Source organism: Halomonas mongoliensis (assembly GCF_052496345.1).
The window spans coordinates 333,636-354,006 of the sequence record NZ_CP199288.1 but is presented as its reverse complement, the minus strand read 5'-3'; the positions used below and the strand labels follow the sequence as shown (position 1 = coordinate 354,006).

14 protein-coding genes are annotated in these 20,371 nt (G+C 70.7%); 12 read left to right on the top strand and 2 right to left on the bottom strand.

Going from position 1 to position 20,371, the window contains the following annotated elements:
- Positions 1-33 precede the first annotated feature (33 nt).
- The 5 genes from mltB (at position 34) to lipB (ending at position 4,436) form a co-directional block, all read left to right on the top strand.
- Entirely contained in the window at positions 34-1,089 is a 1,056-nt protein-coding gene (mltB, locus tag ACRYRV_RS01610) for a lytic murein transglycosylase B (protein WP_253451110.1), read from the top strand.
- Entirely contained in the window at positions 1,086-2,081 is a 996-nt protein-coding gene (locus ACRYRV_RS01605) for a septal ring lytic transglycosylase RlpA family protein (protein ID WP_444984169.1), read from the top strand. Before mltB ends, ACRYRV_RS01605 begins: the two co-directional genes overlap by 4 nt.
- Positions 2,082-2,125: 44 nt before the next feature.
- The gene (locus ACRYRV_RS01600; protein ID WP_444984170.1) at positions 2,126-3,340 is read left to right on the top strand and encodes a D-alanyl-D-alanine carboxypeptidase family protein; all 1,215 of its coding nucleotides are present in this window, start codon (positions 2,126-2,128) and stop codon (positions 3,338-3,340) included.
- A 104-nt stretch (positions 3,341-3,444) separates the two neighbouring features.
- Complete coding sequence (locus tag ACRYRV_RS01595; RefSeq protein WP_253451119.1) at positions 3,445-3,756, top strand: HP0495 family protein; 312 nt, start codon at positions 3,445-3,447, stop codon at positions 3,754-3,756.
- On the top strand, positions 3,756-4,436 hold the full coding sequence (gene lipB / locus ACRYRV_RS01590; RefSeq protein WP_444984171.1) for a lipoyl(octanoyl) transferase LipB: 681 nt from the start codon (positions 3,756-3,758) through the stop codon (positions 4,434-4,436). Before ACRYRV_RS01595 ends, lipB begins: the two co-directional genes overlap by 1 nt.
- 31 nt (positions 4,437-4,467) lie before the next feature.
- Here the strand turns inward: lipB and lipA are convergent, their stop codons facing one another.
- Both lipA and ACRYRV_RS01580 read right to left on the bottom strand, forming a co-directional pair.
- Entirely contained in the window at positions 4,468-5,523 is a 1,056-nt protein-coding gene (gene lipA, locus ACRYRV_RS01585; RefSeq protein ID WP_444984172.1) for a lipoyl synthase, read from the bottom strand.
- A gap of 171 nt (positions 5,524-5,694) precedes the next feature.
- Complete coding sequence (locus ACRYRV_RS01580) at positions 5,695-6,678, bottom strand: LysR family transcriptional regulator (protein ID WP_299315900.1); 984 nt, start codon at positions 6,676-6,678, stop codon at positions 5,695-5,697.
- A gap of 125 nt (positions 6,679-6,803) precedes the next feature.
- Here ACRYRV_RS01580 and ACRYRV_RS01575 point away from each other — a divergent pair, with 125 nt between their 5' ends.
- The 7 genes from ACRYRV_RS01575 (at position 6,804) to ACRYRV_RS01545 (ending at position 20,368) form a co-directional block, all read left to right on the top strand.
- Positions 6,804-7,751, top strand: coding sequence for an ATP-binding protein (locus ACRYRV_RS01575; RefSeq protein WP_444984173.1), 948 nt, complete (start codon positions 6,804-6,806; stop codon positions 7,749-7,751).
- 127 nt (positions 7,752-7,878) lie between these two features.
- Positions 7,879-10,464 carry a DUF3141 domain-containing protein gene (locus tag ACRYRV_RS01570; protein WP_309635793.1) on the top strand — a complete coding sequence of 862 codons (2,586 nt, stop codon included), beginning with the start codon at positions 7,879-7,881 and terminating at the stop codon, positions 10,462-10,464.
- A 239-nt stretch (positions 10,465-10,703) separates the two neighbouring features.
- Complete coding sequence (gene topA / locus ACRYRV_RS01565; protein WP_309635794.1) at positions 10,704-13,343, top strand: type I DNA topoisomerase; 2,640 nt, start codon at positions 10,704-10,706, stop codon at positions 13,341-13,343.
- Positions 13,340-13,804 (top strand): DUF6586 family protein, encoded by a 465-nt coding sequence (locus ACRYRV_RS01560; RefSeq protein ID WP_309635795.1) that lies wholly within the window; start codon positions 13,340-13,342, stop codon positions 13,802-13,804. The genes topA and ACRYRV_RS01560 overlap by 4 nt, the downstream gene beginning before the upstream one ends.
- Positions 13,805-13,878: 74 nt before the next feature.
- Complete coding sequence (locus tag ACRYRV_RS01555; RefSeq protein ID WP_444984174.1) at positions 13,879-16,095, top strand: TolC family protein; 2,217 nt, start codon at positions 13,879-13,881, stop codon at positions 16,093-16,095.
- Positions 16,092-17,234 (top strand): efflux RND transporter periplasmic adaptor subunit, encoded by a 1,143-nt coding sequence (locus ACRYRV_RS01550; RefSeq protein WP_444984175.1) that lies wholly within the window; start codon positions 16,092-16,094, stop codon positions 17,232-17,234. The genes ACRYRV_RS01555 and ACRYRV_RS01550 overlap by 4 nt, the downstream gene beginning before the upstream one ends.
- On the top strand, positions 17,231-20,368 hold the full coding sequence (locus ACRYRV_RS01545; protein ID WP_444984176.1) for an efflux RND transporter permease subunit: 3,138 nt from the start codon (positions 17,231-17,233) through the stop codon (positions 20,366-20,368). The genes ACRYRV_RS01550 and ACRYRV_RS01545 overlap by 4 nt, the downstream gene beginning before the upstream one ends.
- The last annotated feature ends 3 nt before the right edge of the window (positions 20,369-20,371 follow it).

Genomic DNA, 20,371 nt, shown 5'->3' with positions numbered 1-20,371 from the left:
CCGCGCCGAATGCCGGATCAGGGAGAGCGCAAGATGCGGATTGGCAACCATGGAAAGCGAGTGCTGGTGGGGCTGGTCGCGTTCGGGGCGTCGCTGGGCGCCCTGGCGGCGGACTTCGACCCGCGCACCCATGACGAGACCCGCCAGCTGGTAGCAGAGCTTGCCGAGCGGGGCATCGAGCGGGAGTGGCTCGAAGCGGCCATGCGCAGTGCCGACTTCCAGCAGGGCGTGCTCGACGCCATGGCCGGCGCGGCGGAGCGCCGGCTGCGCTGGGACGAGTACCGCGAGATCTTCCTGCAGCCCGAGCGTATCCACCGCGGGGTGACCTTCCTCGAGGTGCATCGCGATGCCTTCGAGCGCGCCGAGGCCGAGTTCGGCGTGCCGGCCGAGGTGATCGCCGCCATCATCGGGGTCGAGACCAGCTATGGCCGCTTTACCGGGCGCCACCGGGTGATCGACTCCCTGGCGACCCTGGCCTTTCACCACCCCAGCCGCGGCAGCTTCTTTCGCGGCGAGCTGGCCGCCTTCCTCGAGATCACCCACGAGCAGGGCGTCGAGCCCGGGGCCCTCAAGGGCTCCTATGCCGGCGCGATGGGCTATCCGCAGTTCATTCCTACCAGCTATCGGGCCTATGCCGTGGATTTCGACGGTGACGGCATTCGTGACCTCTGGACCAATCCGGTGGATGCCATCGGCAGCGTGGGCAACTACTTTGCCGAGCACGGCTGGCGGGGCGGCGAACCCATCTATCACGACGCCACGGGGCCGGAGATCCCCCCGGAGGCTATCGACTTCAACCGGGCGGCGCGCCCGCCGGGGGTGTCGGCGAGTGCCGTGGCCGAGGCCGGGCTCAGGGTGCCCGATGACATAGAAGCGGACCGGCCGCTGCTGCCGGTCTCCCTGGAAGATGGCGAGGGCAACTGGCGCTACGTGCTCGGCGACCACAACTTCTACGTGATCACCCGCTACAACCACAGCCACCTCTACGCCATGGCGGTCACCGAGCTGGCCGAGGCCATCGCCGAGGCCCGCGCCCTGGATGCCCACTGGCTCGAGGCGGTAAGCGTCGATTCGGAGGAGCGCTCATGACAACCCGGCTGTGGTCCCTGGGGCTGGTGCTGCTGCTGGCGGGCTGTGCCGGCGGCGGCGGTCAGGCGCCCTCCACCCCCGCCGAGGGCGGCAGCCAGGCGGCCGCCGCGCCATCGTCCAGCGGTGGACGCTATGCCATGTCCGGCGATGCCTACCCGGTGGCGCCGCCGGATGTCAGCCGGGTGCCGGATGCGGTGCCGCGGCTGGAGCCGCTCTCCCGGGGGGGCAACCGCTCGACCTACGAGGTGTGGGGCAAGACCTACAGCGTGCTGCCCGATGCCCGGGGCTACGCCCGCCAGGGCACGGCGTCCTGGTACGGCGAGAAGTTCCACGGCTACGCGACCTCCAATGGCGAGATCTACGACATGTACAAGATGACCGCCGCCCACCGCTCGCTGCCGCTGCCCAGCTTCGTGCGCGTCACCAGCCTGGAGAATGGCCGCTCGGTGATCGTGCGGGTCAATGACCGCGGCCCCTTCCACAACGACCGCGAGATCGACCTCTCCTATGCCGCCGCGGCGCGTCTGGATATCCTCGATCGCGGCACCGGCCGGGTGAAGGTAGAGGCGATCGACGTCGAGCAGTGGCTGGCGGAGAATGGTGGCGCCGAAGGCCGCGCCCGCAACGGCGCCGCCCCGGTGGCGCCGCCGGCCCGCCAGGCGGCTGGCCAGGTCGCCGCGGTGCCGGCCAGCCCTGCCGCCGCCAGCCCCGCGGATGGCCGCCCGGCTGACGGCAGCCCCGCGGATGGCCGCCCGGCTGACGGCAGCCCCATCTACCTGCAGATCGCCGCCCTGGGCTCCGCCGAGAGCGCCCGGGCGCTGCAGTCGCGCCTGGAGGCGGAGCTCTCCCGGCCGGTACGGGTGGCCGCATCGGCCGGCACCCACCGCGTCCAGGTGGGGCCCCTGGCCAGCGCCGATCAGGTGGAGCCGCTGCGAGGCGAGCTGCGCCGGGCCGGCTTCGAGCAGAGCTTTATCGTCAACGGCGCCGACTGAGCGCCGTCCCCTTCCCCGATGATCGTTTGGTGAGATTCGTCCCCATGAGAGAGCTGTTTTCATTTCAACGCCTGCGGCTGGTGCCGCTGCTGCTGGCCTGCCTGCTGATGGTCTCGAGCCTGGCTTCGGCCCAGAGCGTGCCGGTGCCTCAGCCTCAGCCCCAGACCATGATCCCGTCACCGCCCCGGCTGGCGGCCAACTCCTGGATCCTGATGGACGCCGACAGCGGCCGGGTGCTGGTGGAGCACAACGCCGACGAGCGGCTGCCGCCGGCCAGCCTGACCAAGCTGATGACCGCCTATCTGGTCGAGCGCGAGCTGGACCGCGGCAACATCAGCATGAGTGACATGGTGCGGGTCAGCGAGAACGCCTGGCGCACCGGCGGCTCCAAGATGTTCATCGAGGTGGATACCCAGGTCTCCATCCGCGATCTGCTCTACGGGATCATCATCTCCTCGGGCAACGACGCCAGCGTGGCGGTGGCCGAGCACCTGGCCGGCGGCGAGGCCCCCTTCGCCGACCTGATGAACCAGCACGCGACCCGCCTGGGCCTGCACAATACCAACTTCAAGAACGCCACCGGCCTGCCGCACCCCGAGCAGTACTCATCGGCCCGCGACATGGCGCTGCTCTCTCAGTACATCATCAACGACTATCCCGAGCACTATGCGGTCTATGCCGAGAAGTACTTCACCTACAACGACATTCGCCAGCCCAACCGCAACCGCCTGCTGTGGCGCGACCCCAGCGTCGACGGCCTGAAGACCGGCTGGACCACCGAGGCCGGTTACGGCCTGGTGGCCTCTGCCAAGCGCGACGGCATGCGGCTGATCTCGGTGGTGATGGGCACCAGCTCCGAGGAGGCGCGGGCCCAGGAGACTCAGAAGCTGCTCAGCTACGGTTTCCGCTACTTCGAGACCCTCAAGCTCTATGACGCCGGCAGCGTGCTCAATACGCCGCGGGTCTGGGGCGGAGAGGAGAACACGCTGCAGGCGGGGGTCGATCGCGACGTGGTGATGACCGTGCCCCGGGCCCGCAACGAGGAGCTGAGCGCTCGGCTCGATATCCAGGCCGACCTGGCCGCCCCCATCGCGGCGGGCCAGCGGATCGGTACCCTCGAGGTGCGCCTCGGCGATGAGGTGGTGGGCGAGCAGCCGCTGGTGGCGCTGGAGTCGGTGGAGGAGGGCGGCTTCGTCAAGAAGCTGTTCGACCAGGTGCGCCGCTTCTTTGCCAATCTCGTCGGCGGCTGGTTCGGCTGAGCCGCTGGCAAGCGCCGGGCGCAGGGTGCTCGGCGCTTGCCGTTGGTGTCGCCGCCCCAGGTTGCGTAAAATGGCGGCAAACCCCATGAATCATGAGCCCCGAGATGAGCGACAAGTCTCTTCGCGACCTGCGTCAGCCGAGCCGTCCGGCCTCCGGCAGGCCGCCCAGAATCACCTTTCCCTGCGACTACCCCATCAAGGTGGTAGGCGACGCGGCGGAGGACTTTCCGGCGGTGGTCTGCCAGGTGGTCACCCGGCATGCGCCCGACTTCGACGCCGCCCAGATGCAGGTGGTCGACAGCCGCAACGGTCGTTTCCAGTCGGTGCGCCTGACCATCCGCGCCACCGGTGAGGCCCAGCTCCAGGCGCTCTTCGTCGAGCTCAAGGCCACCGGCCGCGTGCATATGGTGGTGTGATGACCCAGGTCTCGGCGCTGCCGCCCATCGAGCTCCATCGCCTGGGCCGGCGGCCCTACGCGCCCGTCTGGCAGGCCATGCGCGACCTCACCGACGAGCGCGACGACACCACGGCGGATCAGTTCTGGCTGGTGGAGCACGACCCCGTCTTTACTCAGGGGAAGGCCGGCAAGCCCGAGCATCTGCTGATGCCGGGTGATATTCCGGTGGTGCAGACCGACCGCGGCGGCCAGGTCACCTACCATGGCCCTGGCCAGCTGGTGCTCTATCCGCTGATCGACGTGCGGCGGTCGCGGCTGGGCGTGCGGGAGCTGGTCAGCGCCCTGGAGAATGCGGTGATCGCCCTGCTCGCCGAGCGGGGCGTCGATGCTCGGGCGCGCCCGGATGCGCCGGGGGTCTATGTCCAGACCGAGGCCGGGGAGGCCAAGATCGCCTCCCTGGGGCTGCGGATTCGCCGCGGCGGCAGCTTCCACGGCGTGGCGCTCAACGTCGACGGCGACCTTTCCCCCTTTGCGCGCATCAACCCCTGCGGCTATGCGGGCATGGCGATGACGCGCCTGGCGGATCTGGTGGAGGACTGCCCGGATGTGGCGGAGGTGGGGGAGCGCCTGGCGGAGTGCCTGGCACGGGAGTTGGGGCGCGAAATAGTCAAGAAGGAGGCGCGAGGAACGAGGGGCTAGGGTGTCCTCGCTTCCTCGCCCCTTGTGCCTGTTATCCCACGTTGACCGCGTCGATGCGGTTGGGGTCGGGCGCCTGCCCGGGTACCTCCGCCGGGGCGGCCAGGCCCAGGTTGTTCTTCTCGAAGACCCGGTCGGCCCGGTAGCTGGAGCGCACCAGGGGGCCGGCGGCCACCTCCATGAAGCCCTTCTCCAGGCCGATCTGGCGCAGGCGCTCGAACTCCGCCGGCGAGACCCAGCGCTCCACCGGCAGGTGATTGCGGGTGGGGCGCAGGTACTGGCCCAGGGTGACGATATCCACGCCGATCTCGCGCAGGTCGTCGAAGGTGGCCAGTATCTCCTCGTCGGTCTCGCCCAGGCCCAGCATCAGGCTGGTCTTGGTGAGCACCTCGGGGTTGTGGCGCTTGGCGTGGGCCAGCACGTCCAGGGTCTTGCGGTAGCCGGCACGGGGGTCGCGCACCCGCCGGGTCAGACGCTCCACGGTCTCGACGTTCTGGGCGAACACCTCGAGGCCGGAGTCCACCACCGCCTCGATGGCGCTTTGCTCGCCGTCGAAGTCGGGGGTCAGCGCTTCGACCACTACCTCGGGGGTGTTCTCCTTGATGGCGCGAATGCAGGCCGCATAGTGGGCGGCGCCGCCGTCCTCCAGGTCGTCGCGGTCCACCGAGGTCAGCACCACGTAGCGCAGCCCCATCAGTTCCACCGACTGGGCGGTATTGGCGGGCTCCTCGGCGTCCAGCCAGCCGCCCGGGTTGCCGGTGTCCACGGCGCAGAAGCGGCAGGCGCGGGTGCAGACCGAGCCCATCAGCATGATGGTGGCGGTGCCGTTGCTCCAGCACTCCCCCATGTTGGGGCAGTGGGACTCGGCGCAGACGGTGCTCAGGCGGTGCTCGCTGACGTTGCGCTTGACCGCCTCGAAGCGCTCGCCGCCGGGGATCTGGGCGCGCAGCCACTTGGGCTTGCGACCGCTGACGCCGCCGCCCTCGTCCTGCTGGGGGCGCTGCTTGATGCCGTCCTTGATGGCGGCGAAGCCGTGCTCGGTGCGGAACTTCTCGCCGCTGGGAACGTGACTGGAGGTCTTGTCGCTCATGAAGGTGAGCCCCTTCGCTCGGCCCGGCCGGGTGGTGCAGGTGCGCTCCGCGGGAGGGCGCCGGCCGCCTCGGCTGGGCTGATGGTTACTGGGTAGAGGGCCATCAATCTACCATAGTCGCAGGGCATCGGCATCGTTAGCGGGCGCGGAGTGGTGCCGCCATGACCTGGCTCAGGTGGTCAGGGGCAGGCACTCGACGCCGTGGTTGGGCAGCGGGCGGGGCGGGGCCTGGAAGTGAGCGTGAAATTCCGCCAGGTGCTCGCGCACGAAGCGCAGGAAGAGCTCGGTGACCGGCGTCGGGAAGCGCTCCCGAGGATAGACGGTGCACCAGGAGTGGCGCAGCGGGAAGCCGGGGAGGGCGAGCTCCTCGAGCAGCCCCGCCTCGAGCTCCAGGCGCACGGCAAGACGCGGCAGCACGGCGACGCCGAGCTGGGCCATCACCCCCTGCTTGACCGCTTCGTTGGTGCCGAGTTCGATGCGGTGGGGGAGGCCGACGTCCTGTTCGGCGGCCAGCTCCTCGAAGGCGCTGCGCACCCCGGAGCCCGGCTCGCGCATCAGCACGTAGTGGCGGGCGAAGTCCTCGAGGGTGGGGGCCGCAGCCTGGAGCAGGGGGTGGCCGGGCCACACCAGGGGCACCATCTCGTTGTCCAAGATCGGCATGAAGACCAGCTCCCGGTCCTCGGGCACCCGTGCCATGATGACCAGGTCGTCGCGCCGCTCGGCGAGGCGCTCCAGGGCCTGGCTGCGGTTGCATACCTTGAGGCGCACCTGGACGTTGGGGTAGTGGGCGCGGAAGCGGGCGAGCAGGAAGGGCACCACGTACTGGGCGGTGGAGACCGCTGCCAGGTTGAGCTCGCCGCGAATGGTACCCGACATGTCGGAGAGCGCCATCTGCAGCCGCGACACCTGGCCGAAGATGGCGCGCACCGAGGCCGCCAGGGCGTCGGCCGCCGGCAGCACGTGCAGGGTCTTGCCGGCATACTTGAAGAGCGGCTGCCCCAGCGCCTGTTCCAGCTGGCGGATCTGGGCGCTGACCGCGGGCTGGGTCAGCCCCAGCTGCTCGGCCGCGCGCGAGTAGGAGTGCTGGTCGTGAACCGCCTGGAAGACCTGCAGCTGACGAAAGGTCAGCTTGTTGAGCAGCTTGGGAGTGGTCATGGGCGCTTGCCGGAGGGTACCGCCGGCCTCCTGTCAATTCGATAGTCATGCTAGCACTGCCGGGCTCGGGGAGGCCATCCCGGCTGACGCTATCCACCCCAGGCCCCGAGGAGATCTGATTCACCATGACACCGCCGATGCCTACCCTCTCTCCCGGCTCTGCCATGCGTATCGCCCTGGCCGCCACCGGGCCGGGCGGGCTCCGGGTTCGCCAGGCGGCGGCCGAGCTGGGGCTGGCCTGCCTGAGCGCCCCTGTCGACGAGGAGCCCCCCGAGGCGCTGGTCGCTCGCGCGCTGGAGGCGGGCTGTACGCTGCTGCACCCCGGCGAGGCTTCCCCCGAGCGCCAGCTGGCCCTGGCGCAGGCCTGCCGCCGGGCCGGCCTCGCCTTCCTGGGGCCGCGGGTGGCGCTGGTCGAGGCGATGCAGGATGGCGGCGCCATCCGTACGCTGCTGCGCGAGGCCGGGGTGCCCCTGGCCGACCCGGAGGCGCCTGGACGGCGCGTGGAGCTGGCGGTGCTCTGCGACCGCCTGGGGCGGGTGCGCTGGCTCGCCGTTCGCGAGCCCATTTCGCCGGCGCTGATGCGGGCGCCCGCCCTCTGGCTGACGCCGGAGCAGCGCGCCTATCTGGGGCAGCTGGCGCGCCAGGGGCTCGCCGGGCTCGAGCTGGTCGGACTGGTGACCCTCGGCTTCAGCCTGCAGGGCAATCGCCTGGGATTCAGCGACATGCGTCCCGGGCTGACCGGCTGGGAGGGGCTGGACGAGGCCCTCACCGGCCTGGACCTGGCGGTGACCCAGCTGCGCCTGGCGTCGGGGGATCGTCTGCGCGACCGCCAGGCCAGCCTGGTGCCCCGCGGCCACGCCCTGCTGTGGCGCTGTTTTCCGCCGCCGGAAGCGGGGCTCGCGGGCGGCCCCGGCCTGCGCCTGGATCGGACCGGCGTGGATCACGGCGAGGCGCGCCTGCTGGCCTGGGGGCGCAATGCAGAGGAGGCGCAACGGCGCGCCCGCCGGGGCCTGACGGAGCTGTTCGGGGCCGAGCGTGCCAGCGCCATGCTGGTGCCGCTGGCGCCCTTATGAGTGAGGGTGTCACGTATTTTTCACTCGCTGCATCGTCTAATCTGCGTTATATTGCAATGCAGCAAATGTCGCCGTGACGATGCGGCAATGCCCCCTCTTTCCCTGACCGCAATGCCAGGAGCTCGCAATGAACCTTCCTATGCCGACTCCCCCGGCCGCTGCGCTGTCCCTGCTGGACCCCTTCGGGTTCGGCCGCGCCGCCGGCCGCTACTGGCTGGATGCCTTCGAGCGCAGCGTGCTCTATCTGGACGTGATGCGCGTTCGCGGCAACCAGTACCTGGAACATATCGAGAAGACCAAGCCCAGCGTGCTGGGCTTCGAGGCCGAAGTGCTGATGGACGGCCGTGAGCTGTCTCGCCCGGTCAACTATGAGCTGCTGCGGATCCTCCCCCCCCAGGGCTATCCCACCGATCTCCAGATGCGCCCCTTCGTGGTGGTCGACCCCCGCGCCGGCCACGGCCCGGGGATCGGTGGCTTCAAGCCCGATAGCGAGATCGGCGTGGCGCTGCGCGCCGGCCATCCCTGCTATTTCATCGGCTTCCTGCCCTATCCCGAGCCCGGCCAGACCGTCGAGGACGTGGTGGAGGCGGAGATCGCCTTCCTGCGCCACGTCAACGAGCGCCATGCCCAGAGCGATGCCGAGAAGCCCATGGTGGTGGGCAACTGCCAGGCCGGCTGGCAGATCATGATGGCGGCGTCCCTGGAGCCCGACCTCTTCGGCCCGATCCTGATCGCCGGCTCACCGCTCTCCTACTGGGCCGGCGTGCGCGGCCAGGCGCCGATGCGCTATACCGGCGGCATGACCGGCGGCAGCTGGATGACCTCCCTGTTCAGCGACCTGGGGGCGGGGCAGTTCGACGGTGCCTGGCTGGTGCAGAACTTCGAGAACCTCAACCCGGCCAATACCTACTGGACGAAGCAGTATCGCCTCTATGCCAACGTCGATACCGAGGCGGAGCGCTACCTGGAGTTCGAACGCTGGTGGGGCGGCCACGTGGTGCTGGGCGGCGAGGAGATCCAGTACATCGTCGACAACCTCTTCGTGGGCAACCGCCTCTCCACCGCCCAGATGGTGACCTCCGACGGTCGCCGCATCGACCTGCGCAATGTGCGCTCGCCGGTGGTGGTGTTCTGCTCCTGGGGTGACGACATCACGCCGCCGCCCCAGGCGTTGGGCTGGGTGCGCGACCTCTACGAGGGCACCCAGGACGTGATCGCCAACGAGCAGACCATCGTCTACTGCGTCCATGACAGCACCGGCCATCTGGGGATCTTCGTCTCGGGTGACGTCTCGCGCAAGGAGCACACCGAGTTCACCGCCAACATGGACTATATCGACGTGCTGCCCCCGGGCCTCTACGAGACCACCGTCTCCGAGGCGGCCCAGCGCGACGATGCGGAGCTGATCGAGCGTGACTACCTGCTGGAGTTCCAGCCGCGCAGCATCGAGGAGCTCGACCGGGTGGTGCAGCACAGCCCCGAGGACGACGCCCGTTTCGCCACGGTGGCGCGGATCTCGGAGATCAACCTGGGCCTCTACCGGCTCTTCATGCAGCCCTGGCTGAGGGCCATGGCGACCCCGGAGTCGGCTCGCTGGATGCGCCGAATGCACCCCAATCGCCTGGGCTACCGGCTCTTCTCCGACCGTAACCCGCTGATGGCGCCCATTTCGGTGCTGGCCGACGGGATTCGCCGGGACCGCCATGCGCTGGACGAGGACAACCTCTTCCGGGTGCTGGAGTCGGTGGCCTCGAGCCAGATCACCGGGTCGCTGAACGCCTGGCGCGACCTTCGCGACGGCGCCACCGAACGGCTATTCCTGGATCTCTACGGCCAGCCGCTGCTGCAGTCCCTGGTGGGCCTGGGCGGTGATGCCCATGTGCATCGTCGCCGCCCCGGGGCCGAGCCGGAGCATCGCCGCTTCATCGCCCGTCGCCAGGCGGAGCTCGCCGAGCGTATCGCCGAGGGTGGCAGCCACGAGGCGGTGATCCGCGCCCTGATCTATGTGCTGGGTGGGGCACCCTCCACCGACGAGCGCAACTTCAAGCGCCTGCGTGCCACCCACGCGGAGCTGGAGTCCGAGCTGTCCGTGGCCGACTTCAAGTGCTTGATGCGCGAGCAGTTCTTTATCCTCAAGCTGGATCGTGAGGGGGCCGTCGAGGCGCTGCCCCAGCTGCTCGAGGGGCAGACGGCGGAGCAGATCGCCACCCACCTCGAGCATATCGAGCACGTGCTGGCGGCCAGCGGCGAGCTCTCCGAGCACTCCCGGGAGCGCCTGGTGCGGGTTCGCGACCTCTTCGAACGGGCCATCGACCAGGCGCCGATCATCGAGGCCCAGGCCCGCGCCGAGGCCGAGGAGTGGATCGGCAGCCAGGCCGAGGCCCAGCGGCTGGCGTTCAGCAGCCTGGAAGGGCTGATGGAGTCCCAGCCTGCCGCGGATGCCAAGGTAGAAGCCGAGCCCGCTGCCAAGGCCGAACCCGACGCCAAGGCAGAGGCCGAGCCCGCCGCCAAGGCCGAACCTGACGCCAAGGTCGAGCCCGCTGCCAAGGCCGAGCCCGACGCCAAGGCAGAGCCCGCTGCCAAGGCCGAGCCCGACGCCAAGGCAGACGCGCCCGCTGAACCCGCGGAGAAGGGAAGTACCTCGTCGGCAGCCCCGCGCCGGCGCGCCACGGCCCCGCGGCGCAAGCCGGCGGGAGGCGGGCGCAAGCGCTAGCCTCGCGGTTCCACCAAAGGCGCCCCCGCTGCCCAAGGCAGCGGGGGCGCTGCCGTTTAAGGGCCTTGCACTGGCGCCTCGGGGCGGTCTAGGGTCAAGAAGCACTCCGCCGCGGCTGCGACTGGCGCGATGTTCTGCGCTGGGTTAGGGTAGGCGCATTTTTCGCCGCCGTGTCAGGGCGGTATGGCATCGTCAGGCGTGGGCTTGTGGCCCGCGCCGTGCACTTTCAGTGGAGCACTATGGGCAAGTCACTGGTCATCGTCGAGTCGCCGGCCAAGGCCAAGACGATCAACAAGTATCTCGGCAGCGACTTCATCGTGAAGTCCAGCGTGGGGCATATTCGTGACCTGCCGACCAGCGGCTCGGGCAAGGCGGCCTCGGACCCCAAGGAGCGTGCGCGCCAGGCGGCGGCCACCCGCAAGATGTCGCCGGAGGAGAAGGCCGAGTACCGCAAGCGCAAGTCCCAGGAGCAGCTGATCCGCCGCATGGGGATCGACCCCGAGCACGGCTGGCAGGCCAACTACGAGATCCTGCCCGGCAAGGAGAAGGTGGTGGCCGAGCTCAAGAAGCTCGCCGAGAAGGCCGACGCCGTCTATCTCGCCACCGACCTTGACCGCGAGGGGGAGGCAATCGCCTGGCACCTGCGCGAGACCATCGGCGGTGACGAAACCCGCTACAAGCGGGTGGTGTTCAACGAGATCACCAAGAATGCCATCCGGGAGGCCTTCAAGGAGCCCGGCACCCTCAACATTCCCCGGGTCGAAGCCCAGCAGGCGAGGCGTTTCCTCGACCGGGTGGTGGGCTTCATGCTCTCGCCGCTGCTCTGGGCCAAAATTGCCCGGGGGCTCTCCGCGGGCCGCGTGCAGTCGGTGGCCATGCGCCTGATCGTCGAGCGGGAGCGAGAGATCCGCGCCTTCGTGCCCGAGGAGTTCTGGGACGTCCACGCCGACCTGGTTCCCAGCGGCGAGGCGGCGGACGGCGAGCCGGTGCGCTTCGAGCTGGCACGTCAGGACGGCAAGGCCTTCCGGCCCACCTCCGAGGCCGAGACCCTGGAGCGCATCGCCGCCCTGCGCCGGGCGAGCCTTGCCATCACCTCCCGGGAAGACAAGCCCACCCGTTCCAAGCCAAACGCGCCCTTTATCACCTCGACCCTGCAGCAGGCCGCCAGCGGCCGGCTCGGCTTCTCGGTGAAGAAGACCATGATGCTGGCCCAGCGCCTCTACGAGGCGGGCTACATCACCTATATGCGTACCGACTCCACCAACCTCTCGAAGGACGCGGTGGAGAGCGTGCGCGACTTCATCGGCGAGGAGTTCGGGCCGCGCTATCTGCCCGAGGCCCCCAACGGCTACTCCAGCAAGGAGGGCGCTCAGGAGGCCCACGAGGCCATTCGCCCCTCCGAGGTGGGACGGCGTGCCACGGACCTGGCCGGCATGGAGCGCGACGCCGAACGCCTCTACGAGCTGATCTGGCGCCAGTTCGTGGCCTGCCAGATGACCCCGGCGGAGTACCTCTCCAGCACCCTGACCGTCCAGGCCGAGGGCTATGAGCTCAGGGCCAAGGGGCGGGTGCTGAAGTTCGACGGCTATACCCGGGTGATGAAGCCGGCCGGCAAGAACGAGGATCAGACCCTGCCGGATCTGGCCGAGGGCACGCCCATGACCCTGGCCGCCCTGGACCCCCAGCAGCACTTCACCAAGCCGCCGGCCCGCTACACCGAGGCGAGCCTGGTCAAGGAGCTGGAGAAGCGCGGCATCGGCCGCCCCTCCACCTACGCCTCGATCATCTCCACCATCCAGGATCGCGGCTACGTCAAGCTGGAGAACCGTCGCTTCTACGCCGAGAAGCTCGGCGATATCGTCACCGAGCGGCTCAAGGAGTCCTTCCCGGACCTGATGGACTACTCCTTCACGGCGCGCATGGAGGATAGCCTCGACGAGGTGGCCGAGGGCGAGCGGAACTGGCGTGCGCTGCTCGACGCCTTCTACGCCGAGTTCAAGAAGGAGCTGGCCGAGGCCGAGAGCGAGGAGGGGATGCGCCCCAACCAGCCGGTGCCCACCGATATCGACTGCCCCAGCTGCGGGCGCAAGATGCAGATCCGCACCGCCTCCACCGGGGTCTTCCTGGGCTGCTCGGGCTACAACCTGCCGCCCAAGGAGCGCTGCAAGACGACCATGGACCTGCTGCCGGGGGAGGAGGCGGTGGCCGCCGACGCCGGGGAGGAGGCCGAGACCGACGCCCTGCGCGCCAAGCAGCGCTGCCCCAAGTGCGGCACCGCCATGGACAGCTACCTGATCGACGAGACCCGCAAGCTGCACATCTGCGGCAACAGCCCGGACTGCGACGGCTACGAGATCGAGGAGGGCCGCTTCCGCATCAAGGGCTATGATGGCCCGACCATCGAGTGCGACAAGTGCGGCAGCGAGATGCAGCTCAAGTCCGGCCGCTTCGGCAAGTACTTCGGCTGCACCAACAGCGAGTGCAAGAACACCCGCAAGCTGCTCAAGAGCGGAGAGGTGGCGCCGCCCAAGATGGATCCCATCGACATGCCGGAGCTGGCCTGTCAGAAGGTGGAGGACCACTATGTGCTGCGCGACGGCGCCAGCGGCCTCTTCCTGGCGGCCAGCAAGTTCCCGAGAAACCGCGAGACCCGCCCGCCCCTGGTGCGCGAGCTCAAGGCCCACGCCGAGGAGCTGCCCGACAAGTATCGCTACCTGCTCGATGCCCCCAGCGAGGACCCAGACGGCCGCCCGACCCAGATCCGCTACTCGCGCAAGGCCAAGGAGCAGTTCGTGATGACCGAGGAGGAGGGCAAGGCCACCGGCTGGAAGGCCACCTTCGACGGCAGCCGCTGGCAGGTGGAGGACAAGCGCAAGTGACCCCGAGAGCCCGTACCAATCAGCTGCTCTATCAGGCCGAGCTGCTGCTCGGCACTCCCTGCGGCGAGGACGAGCACGCCGAGGCCCGCCGCATGGCCGCCGAGGAGGGCGCCCTGGCCCTCACCGAGCTGGCCCTGGAGTCCCTGCTGCGCGAGGTGACCGAGCATGCGCGCCTGCCGGCCCACCCCTGGCGGGAGCTTCTCGGCCCCGAGGGGGCCGAGATCGCCGAGCTGCATCGCCTGCGCGAGCTGGCCGCCCAGCCCGGCAGCTGGCTCGGCTGGCTGATTTCCCGGCTCGAGCTGCTGCACGCAAGCGAGGGCGCCGCCCGGCGCCGCTCCGGGGCCGGTGCCGGCCTGATCGCCGTAGGCAGCGCCGCCGCCCTGGGCGAGGAGCTCCACGGCTGCCTGCAGGCGGCCAAGGCCGAGGTCGCCGCCCTGCGCGAAACCAGCCAGGAGTGGTAGAGGGCGAGAGACGCCTGGCAACTTTCAAACAGTTGTTTATACTCGGTGCCATCGCCCACTAAACGGCCGCCTATATGAACGCCACCGCATGGAAGCGCCTGTTCATCCCTCCGCTGCTGGCCCTGCTGCTGGCGCCGCCCTCTCTTGTCGCGGCGGAGCATGCCCTTGACGTGACGCTGCTGCCCGGCGGCGAAGCCGATCTGCCCGCCCTGCACCGGGAGCTGGAGCGCCTCTCGGCCGGTCGCCGTTCCCCGGCGGTCGCCCCCTCCGCCCCCGGCGGTGGCGTCTCCCTGCCCGGCCTGAGCCGCCTGGAGACGCCGGAGTTCCTGGCCGCCACCGCCCCCTTTGTCCTCGAGCCCCTGACCGGCGCCGAGCGTGTCCTGCTGCTGGGCCCGGCCGAGGCGCTGGATGCCGCCGTCGAGGCCCTGGCCGGCCGCGCCGGCGAGGCCGGCGCCAGCCTGGTGCCGCTGGCCGTGGAGGGTGCCGGAAGGCTCGACCCCGAGGCGCTGCAGGGGGGAGATGCGGCCCTGGTGCTGGCGCTGCCCCGGCTCGACGCCGCCGCTCAGGAGGCGCTGTTTGCCGTGCTCAACGGCGCCGGCTTGCCGAGCGTGGCGCTCACCGATGCCCGTCAGGTCGAGCGCGGCGCGCTGCTCTCCTCGCCGGGCGCCCTGGAGCCGGAGGCCTGGCTGCGCCGCCTGGCGCTGCGCCTGGACGACCTCGCCGCCGGCCGCACGCCGGAGCCGCTCACCTCGCGCCCCACCCTGGATCGCTCCTGGCTCAACCTCGAGACCGCCGCCCGCCTGGACTGGTCGCCGAGCTTCGCGCTGCTCGGCGAATCGCGCCTGGTGGGCGAGGCCCCGTCCGGGGACGCTTCGCTCTCCCTGGAGCGGGCCGTCGCCCTGGCGCTTTCCGGGAGTCCCGGCCTGGCCGCCGCCCGTCAGGCGGTAGCGGTGGAGGCCTTCGACCGTGATCTGGCGGTATCGCGCTACCGCCCCAATCTCTATCTGGAGGCCACCGGCCGCGTCATCGACGAGCACCGAGCCCGCTCGGCCCTGGGTCAGGAGCCCGAGCGCCGCACCGGCGGGGGGGTGGTGCTGGAGCAGCTGCTCTTCTCCGAACCGGCCCTGGCCGCCATCGGCATCAGCGAACGCCTCGACCGGGCTCGCCGGGCCGAGCTGGAGGTGGAGAGCCTCGACCTGGCCCTGGAGGTAGCCCGGGAGTTCCTCGACCTGCTGCGCCTCGAGGCCAGCCGCGAGGTGCTCGAGGCCGACCTGGATCTGGCCCGGGCCCAGCGCGATCGGGCGCGGCGCGATGAGGCCGCCGGGGCCCTGGGCCGGGGCGAGGTGGCCCGCTTCGAGACGGAGCTCGTCCAGGCCCGGGAGCGACTGGAGCAGACGATGGCCGACCGCGAGCGGCTGGCGATCGCCCTCAATCGACGGCTGGGTCGTGACCCGGCCGCCCCCCTGGCACCGGCCGAGCCGGACCTGGAGAACCCCGAGTGGCTGGGCGGTGACGACCGCTTCCGTGCGGTCCTCGCCGCCCCGGCAAGCCTCGCCGCCTGGCAGGCGCAGCTGGTGGAGCGACTCCTCGGCGACTCCGCCGAGCTCGAGGCAGTGGGTGAGCTGCGCCGGGCCGCCGAGCGCGAGCTGACCTCACGCCGTCGCGCCTTCTGGCTGCCGGAGGTGGGCTTCGAGGCGCGCTACACCAGCGAATTTTCCCGGGGTGGGGAGGGTGAGCGCGCTCCCTGGGAGTCCGGGAACCCCCTGGTTCAGACCGGCGTGGGGGTCCTGGAGGGAGCCGGCGTGGCGCTGCCCGAGACCGGCCGCGACCAGTGGAGCCTCGGTGTCTCGGCGCGGCTGCCGCTCTATGCCGGCGGCCGGCGCAGCATCGAGCGGGACCGGGCCGCGGCGCGCCTGGAGCGGGTGGCACTCGAGGACGCCGAGGCGCGCCTCGGGCTCGAGGCCCGGCTGCGCGGGGCCAGCGTCGAGCTCGCTGCCGCCTGGCGGCGCGTCGCGCTGCGCGATGAGGCCCGCGACCATGCCGAGGAGGCCCTGGCGCTGGCCGAATCGGCCTGGCGGGAGGGGGCGCTGCCTCAGGTGGCGCTGCTGGATGCCCGGACCAGCGCCCGCCAGGCGGGGCTCGCCGCCGCCGAGGGGCGCTGGCAGGCGCTGCAGGCGCTGGTGCATCTGCAGCGGGCCCTGGGGATGACCCCGGGGCCCATGGATGAGCGGGCCCGGGAGCGGCTGCTGACCGGCAAGGACAGGCCCGACCAAGGGAGAGAGAGACGATGATCCTACGCGGAGTGATGCTGGTCGGGCTGGTGCTGCTTTCCGGCTGTGCGGAGGAGGCAGTGGACGAGGCGCCGCTGCGCCCGGTGCGCACCCTGACGGTGGAGGCCAGCGGGGCGGCAGATGCGCGGGAGCTGCCGGGCCGCCTGGAGGCGGCCGCCAACCGCCGGCTGAGCTTTCGGGTGGCCGGCCGCATCGAAGCCCTGGAGGTGGCGACGGGGGAGCCAGTGGTAGCCGGCCAGCCCCTGGCCCGCCTCGAGGCCACCGACCTGCGCCTGCAGCGGGATCGCGCGCGCTCGGCCCTGGCCGGCAGCGAGGCGGCCGCGGCCAACGCCGAGGCCGAGTGGCAGCGCGCCCGGCGCCTCTATGAGGCGGGCAGCGTGCCGGCCCGGGGCCTCGACGCCGCCCGGGCTCAGGTGGAGGCGGCCAGGGCGCAGCGTGACGGCGCCCGGGACGCCCTGGCCCTGGCCGAGCGGCAGCTGGCATTCACCAAGCTCGAGGCCCCCGGCGACTGCCGAGTGGCCAGCCGCCTGGCGGAGGCCGGCGAGAACGTCGCCGCCGGCCAGCCGGTGCTGGTGCTCGCCTGCGGCGATGACCTGGAGGTGCGAGCGGCGCTCTCCGAGGACCTGCTCGGTGAGCTTGCCACCGGCGCCCCGGTGCGGGTGCGCCTGCCCCTGGCCGACCTCAACCTGGTCGGCGAAGTGACCGAGATCGGCCTGCCGGTGGATCCGCGCCAGGCCACCTGGCCGCTCAGGGTGCGCCTGGTCGATCTCGCCGACGCCGAGCGCGAGCGGCTGCGGCCCGGCATGGCGGCGGAGCTGACGCTACCCCTGGGCGGTCCCGGCAGCGGCATCTGGGTGCCCATGGCGGCGGTGCAGCAGGATATCGATGGCCACTTCGTCTACGTCGCCGAGCCCGATGAACCCGATGCCGCGGAGGGCAACGACGCGGCCAACGGCCGCGAGGCGCAGGTGGTGCGCCGCACCGTGACCCTGGGCGGGCGCCACGGCGAGCGCCTGGAGGTGGCGGCGGGTCTCGCGCCCGGCGAAGCGCTGATCGTGGCGGGCATGAGCCGGCTCCACGACGGCATGCGGGTGCGGCTGATCGATGACCAAGGCGTCGATGCGGAGGCCTCGCCGTGACCCTGACCGAGGCCGCACTGCGCTACAACCGGGTGACCATAGCGGGACTGCTGGTGGTGCTGCTGGGGGCGGTGATCAGCTATCTCTCCATCTCCCGGGCCGAGGATCCGGCGGTCACCGTGCGGGTGGCTCAGGTGGTCACCTATCTGCCTGGCGCCACCCCGGAGCGGGTCGAACAGCTGGTCACCGACCCGCTGGAGACCGCCATCATGGAGATGCCGGAGCTCGACCACGTGGAGAGCACCTCCCGGGCCGGTGTCTCCATCATCCGCGTGGAGCTGCGCCCGGACGTCAAGGATGTCCGGGCCGGCTGGGACAAGCTGCGCCGCAAGGTGGGCGATGCCCGGGGGAAGCTCCCCGACGAGGCGCTTGCGCCCATCGTCAACGACGAGTTCGGCGATGTCTTCGGCATCATGCTCTCGCTGACCGGCGAGGGCTATGAGCAGTCCGAGCTCAAGGAGGTCGCCGACGACGTCCGCGACCGGCTCCTGATGCTCGACGACGTGGCCAAGGTGAACCTGCACGGCTATGCCGAGGAGCGCATCTTCCTCGACTACAGCGAGGCGCGCCTGGCCGACCTCGGCGTCTCGCCTCAGGGGCTGGCCCAGCTGCTCGCCGCGCGCAACATCGTGCTGCCCGGTGGGGCGATCCGCACCGACGACGAGCGCCTGGTGCTGGAGCCTACCGGCAACTTCACCCATATCGACGATATCCGCCGGGCGCTGCTGCCGCTGCCCGACGGCACCCTGGTGCCCCTGGGCTCCCTGATGGAGGTGCGCCACGGCTACGCCGACCCGCCCATGACCCGCTACCACGCCAATGGCGTCCAGGGGCTGGCCATCGCCATCGCCATGCGCGAGGGGGGCAATATCCTCGACCTGGGCGAACAGGTCCAGGGCGCCATCGAGCGCCTCGAACGGGAGCTTCCCGTAGGGCTCGAGTTCGAGGTGCTGGCCAACCAGCCCGACCGGGTCGAGGAGCGCATCAACGAGTTCCTGGTCAATCTGCTGCAGGCGGTGGCCCTGGTCTGCCTGGTGATGCTGCTCTTCCTGGGGCTGCGCACCGGGCTGATCGTGGCGAGCCTGGTGCCCTCGGCGATACTCGCCTGCCTCGCCTTCATGGGGCTTTTCGACATCGGCCTCGACCAGGTGTCGCTCGGGGCGCTGATCATCGCCCTCGGCATGCTGGTGGACAACGCCATCGTCATGGTGGAGTCGATCCAGGTCTCTGCCCGGGAGGGCAAGTCGGTGCGCCAGGCGGCGCTCGATTCCGCCCGGCAGCTGCGCTTCCCGCTGCTCACCGCTTCGCTGACCACGGCGGCGGCCTTCCTGCCCCAGTTCCTGGCGGTCTCCGACGTGGGGGAGTACACCCGCTCGCTCTTCCAGGTGGTGACCATCACGCTGCTCTCCTCCTGGCTGCTCTCGCTCACCATGATCCCGCTGCTCTGCGTGGCCTTTATCAAGGTCAGGCCGAAGGGCGCTGACGCCTCGCCCGAGAGTCAGGAGGGCGACGAGGGGCGACCGCCACTCTCGGCGCGCATCGCCGAGCGGGTCTATGCCGGCTACCGCCGCCTGCTGCTGGCCCTGCTGCGCCATCGCACCCTGACCCTGGCCGCGGTGGCCGGCCTGCTGGGGCTGGCCTGGCTCGGTTTCGGACCGCTGCCCAAGATCTTCTTTCCCCAGGCGGAGCGCACCATCGTCACCGCCGAGCTGCGCCTGCCCTTCTCGGCGCCCATCGAGCGTACCCTGGCGGTGGTGGAGGAGGTCGAAGCCTTTCTGGCCGAGGAGCTTGCCGCCGAGCGCGACGAGGCGGGCGACTGGGTCCGCGACGGGGTCGATCGCTGGGGGAGCTTCATCGGCTTCGGTGGCGAGCGCTATATCATCAACCACGCCCCCGAGCCGCCCAGTCCCGAGTACGCTTTCCTGCTGATGCAGACCAACCGCTGGCAGGCGGTGGACGGGGTGATCGAGCGCCTCGACGGCTGGCTCAGCGAGCGTTTCCCGGACCTGCAGGCCACCGTCGCCGCCACCAGCTTCGGCCCGCCGGTGACGGTGCCGCTTTCGGTGAGGATCTCCGGCGACGACGAGACGACCCTGCGGCGCATCGCCGAAGAGGTGCGCCAGCGCGTCGCCGAGGTGCCCGGCACCCGCAACGTGCGCGACGACTGGGGTGAGTGGATCAAGCGCCTGCGCGTGGAGGTGGACCCGGCCCGGGCGCTGCGCGCCGGGGTCACCGAGCGGGACGTGGCGCTGAGCCTGCAGACGGCGCTCTCCGGGATGACGGTGGGCACCTTCCGCGACGGCGACACCCTGGTACCGATCCAGCTGCGCAACGAGCGCGGCGAGGCGCGCACCCCGGACGACCTGGAGGGCGTTACCGTGCTGCCCGCCGGCGGCGGGGTGGGGGTGCCCCTGGCTCAGGTGGCCCAGGTCGAGCTCGACTGGGGGCCGGCGCGCATCCTGCGCCGGGATCGCTTCCGCACCATCGCCGTGGAAGCGGAGCTGGCGCCCGGGGTCACCGCCGCCGGGGTGGCGGCCGAGCTGCGCCCCTGGCTCGAGGAGCGGCAGGCCGAGTGGCCGAACGGCACCTTCTACGAGTTCGGCGGCGAGGTGGAGTCGTCCCGGACGGCCACCGACTCCATCGCCGAGAAGCTGCCCATCGGCGCCATGGCGATCCTGCTGCTGCTGGTGGTGCAGTTCAACTCCCTGCGCCGGCCGCTGATCATCCTGATGACCATTCCGATGTCGCTGATCGGGGTGATCTTCGGCCTGACCATCACCGGCTCCCACTTCGGCATCATGACCTTTCTCGGCGTGGTGTCCCTGGCGGGCATCGTCATCAACAACGCCATCGTGCTGATCGATCGTATCGATCTCGAGCGCGAGGAGCACTCCCCCCAGGAGGCGATCCTCGAGGCGGGCCGGCGGCGCCTGCGCCCGGTGCTGATGTCGACCCTGACCACCAGCGGTGGCCTGCTGCCGCTCTGGCTGGGCGGCGGGCTGCTCTGGGCCCCCATGGCGATCACCATCATCTTCGGCCTGCTGGCCGCGGCGCTGATCACCCTCTGCGTGGTACCGGTGCTCTACTCGCTGCTGATGCGGGTGCCCTTCGAGCGACAGGCGCAGCATGCCTGAATC

Excerpts from the sequence above, each read along its gene's own strand:
- mltB (WP_253451110.1), top strand. The coding sequence starts at position 34 with ATGCGGATTGGCAACCATGGAAAGCGAGTGCTGGTGGGGCTGGTCGCG.
- ACRYRV_RS01605 (WP_444984169.1), top strand. The coding sequence starts at position 1,086 with ATGACAACCCGGCTGTGGTCCCTGGGGCTGGTGCTGCTGCTGGCGGGC.
- ACRYRV_RS01600 (WP_444984170.1), top strand. The coding sequence starts at position 2,126 with ATGAGAGAGCTGTTTTCATTTCAACGCCTGCGGCTGGTGCCGCTGCTG.
- ACRYRV_RS01595 (WP_253451119.1), top strand. The coding sequence starts at position 3,445 with ATGAGCGACAAGTCTCTTCGCGACCTGCGTCAGCCGAGCCGTCCGGCC.
- lipB (WP_444984171.1), top strand. The coding sequence starts at position 3,756 with ATGACCCAGGTCTCGGCGCTGCCGCCCATCGAGCTCCATCGCCTGGGC.
- lipA (WP_444984172.1), bottom strand. The coding sequence starts at position 5,523 with ATGAGCGACAAGACCTCCAGTCACGTTCCCAGCGGCGAGAAGTTCCGC.
- ACRYRV_RS01580 (WP_299315900.1), bottom strand. The coding sequence starts at position 6,678 with ATGACCACTCCCAAGCTGCTCAACAAGCTGACCTTTCGTCAGCTGCAG.
- ACRYRV_RS01575 (WP_444984173.1), top strand. The coding sequence starts at position 6,804 with ATGACACCGCCGATGCCTACCCTCTCTCCCGGCTCTGCCATGCGTATC.
- ACRYRV_RS01570 (WP_309635793.1), top strand. The coding sequence starts at position 7,879 with ATGAACCTTCCTATGCCGACTCCCCCGGCCGCTGCGCTGTCCCTGCTG.
- topA (WP_309635794.1), top strand. The coding sequence starts at position 10,704 with ATGGGCAAGTCACTGGTCATCGTCGAGTCGCCGGCCAAGGCCAAGACG.
- ACRYRV_RS01555 (WP_444984174.1), top strand. The coding sequence starts at position 13,879 with ATGAACGCCACCGCATGGAAGCGCCTGTTCATCCCTCCGCTGCTGGCC.
- ACRYRV_RS01550 (WP_444984175.1), top strand. The coding sequence starts at position 16,092 with ATGATCCTACGCGGAGTGATGCTGGTCGGGCTGGTGCTGCTTTCCGGC.